This window comes from Glutamicibacter sp. BSL13 (genome assembly GCF_052928425.1).
The window spans coordinates 1-2303 of record NZ_JAVGCZ010000185.1; the positions used below are offsets into that span (position 1 = coordinate 1).

Genomic DNA, 2303 nt, shown 5'->3' on the forward strand with positions numbered 1-2303 from the left:
GTATTCACCAAACAAAAATAATTTGGTATCAACAAACTTGGCACACTATTGAGTTCTCAAACAACAAGCGCTTCCGACACCACGAACCACCATCATCTGGCTGGCCGCTTCGCTCCGGAGCAACTTTCCAACCTTACCACATCCCCGACCCGAGTCAAAACGACCCGAACATTCGGTGACCTGCAAAGGAAGGGATTCTCGCTGCCAGGTAAACATCCCGTTTCCGGTGTGTGTTTCCCGCTGGCAACAGATAAAAACTATACGCAGGTTCCACCACCCACGCAAATCGAAAAGCGGTGTTCTGCGTCATACTCCCGCGGGGCCGTCATGGGGGCGTTTCACGTTGCCTGGTGTCCGGGCTGGGCACGGAAACCCGGATAATGATCGCCCGGGCTGTTTCATCGTCTTCGTTGGCGTATCTGTCTGCCCCACTCTTCGGACCGGCCGGTGCTCTGCCCTAGTGTGGGAGTCATGAGCGATCTGCAGAAACGTCTTGGCTACCGTCACCCGATTTTCAATGCCTCAATGGCCGGAGCGGCCGGCGGTCAGTTGGCCGCAGCGGTGTCCACGGCCGGAGGTGTGGGCATGATCGGCGTTCCGGCGGCACCGAGCCCGCAGTGGATCGAGGAACAGCTCTCCCATGTCCGGGAACTGCCCACACCATGGGGAGCGGGATTCATGGGCTGGGCCCTGGAGCAGGACATGGGTCCGCTGCAGGCCTTCCTGAATGAGCGCCCTTCCCTGGTGTGCATCAGCTTCGGCGAGGTGGGTCGCCCAGCCGCGCTGGCCCGCGAGTCCGGGGTGCTCACCGCCATGCAGATCGGCAACGCGCAGGACCTGCAGCGGGCACAGGACGCCGACATTGACATCATCATTTGCCGCGGCGGCGAGGGTGGCGGCCACGGGCGGAACGAGGCCGGGACCTTGGCACTGTTGCAGCTGGCGGTTAATGCAACCGACAAGCCGGTGGTGGCCGCGGGCGGGATCGGCACCGCGCGCGGTGTGGCGGCCGCATTGGCCGGTGGCGCGCAGGCGGTGTGGGTTGGCACGCGCTTCATCACCGCGGCCGAAGCCAGCGGCCATGCCCGCTTCAAGGATGCGGTTAATGCCGCGGGCCTGGATGACACCGTCTACACCCGGGCGTTTGACATCGCCCAGCAGCTGCCGTGGGCGCCCGAGTTCGGTGGGCGGGCGCTGGCCAATGAGTTCTCCCGGCGCTGGGCCGGGGATCTGTCCGGGCTGGAGGAGCACGCCGATGGCGCCCTGCGGGAGCGGATGAAGCAGGCCCGGGCGGACGCGGATCCGCAGATCGCCCCGGTCTACGCCGGCCAGGCGGCCGCGTTCAGCATCCGGGTGCAGCCCGCGGCGCAGATCATGGAGGAGCTGTGCGGGTTCCGTGAGCTGCTGGCGGACGCGGCACGGCGCTTTGCCTAGATCGGCTGGTTGTCGATCAGCCGCACCCCGCCGACGGTGGCGGCCACCAGGATCAGCCCCTGCCCGGTGAACGGGGTGTCCTGGCAGTTGAAGGCCAGCTCCTGCAGGGTGTCCGGGTCCACCACCACAAAGTAGTCCAGCTCAACTTCCGGTTCCATCTGGAACAGCCCGACCGCGTCCTCCAGATACAGCGGTTCGTGGCGGGCGGCCCGCCCGGCGATCAGTTCGATGGCCCGATGGATGACCAGGGCGGCGGTGGCCTGCCGCTGGCTGAGCAGCGCGTTGCGGCTGGACAGGGCCAGCCCTTGGGCGGTGCGCACGATCGGCACCGCGCGGATCTGCACCGGGTAGTCCAGGTCGGCGACCATGCGGCGCACCAGCACCAGCTGCTGGGCGTCCTTCTGCCCGAAGTAGGCACGGTAGTGCCCCTGCCCGGGATCGGCGTAGTGCAGCAGCTTGGCGACCACCGCCAGCATGCCGTCGAAGTGCCCGGGGCGTGAGGCCCCCTCATACATGCGTCCCAAGGCGCCGCTGTCCAGCCGGATCAGCGGTGTCCCGGCATGGTAGACCTCCTGTGGTGCGGGCGCGAAGACCAGGTCCACCCCGGCCCGGGCGGCCACCTGCACATCGGCCTGCAGGTCGCGCGGGTAGCGCTGGTAGTCCTGCTGGTCGTTGAACTGCAGTTCGTTGACGAAGATGGAGATCACCACCAGCTGGTTTTCCTCCCGCGCCTGCCGGAACAGCTGTTCGTGTCCCGAGTGCAGGGCGCCCATCGTCGGCACGAAACCCAGTGAGGCGGGGGCGGCGGCGCGGATGGCGGCGCGCAGTTCGGCGCGGGTGGTCAGGACCTGGGGGCTTTTCGCGGCGGG

Annotated in this window: 2 protein-coding genes; one reads left to right on the forward strand and one right to left on the reverse strand. The window is 66.7% G+C overall.

The window, feature by feature from the left end; genetic code table 11:
• The first annotated feature begins 471 nt into the window (after nt 1-471).
• Nucleotides 472-1434, forward strand: coding sequence for an NAD(P)H-dependent flavin oxidoreductase (locus tag RCJ92_RS15635; protein ID WP_138925413.1), 963 nt, complete (start codon nt 472-474; stop codon nt 1432-1434).
• Here the strand turns inward: RCJ92_RS15635 and panC are convergent.
• The gene (gene panC / locus RCJ92_RS15640) at nt 1431-2279 is read right to left on the reverse strand and encodes a pantoate--beta-alanine ligase (protein ID WP_446755086.1); all 849 of its coding nucleotides are present in this window, start codon (nt 2277-2279) and stop codon (nt 1431-1433) included. The genes RCJ92_RS15635 and panC overlap by 4 nt on opposite strands.
• Nucleotides 2280-2303 lie beyond the last annotated feature (24 nt).

What these genes read in the sequence shown, in the direction of transcription:
- RCJ92_RS15635 (WP_138925413.1), top strand. Translation starts at nt 472, where the DNA reads ATGAGCGATCTGCAGAAACGTCTTGGCTACCGTCACCCGATTTTCAAT.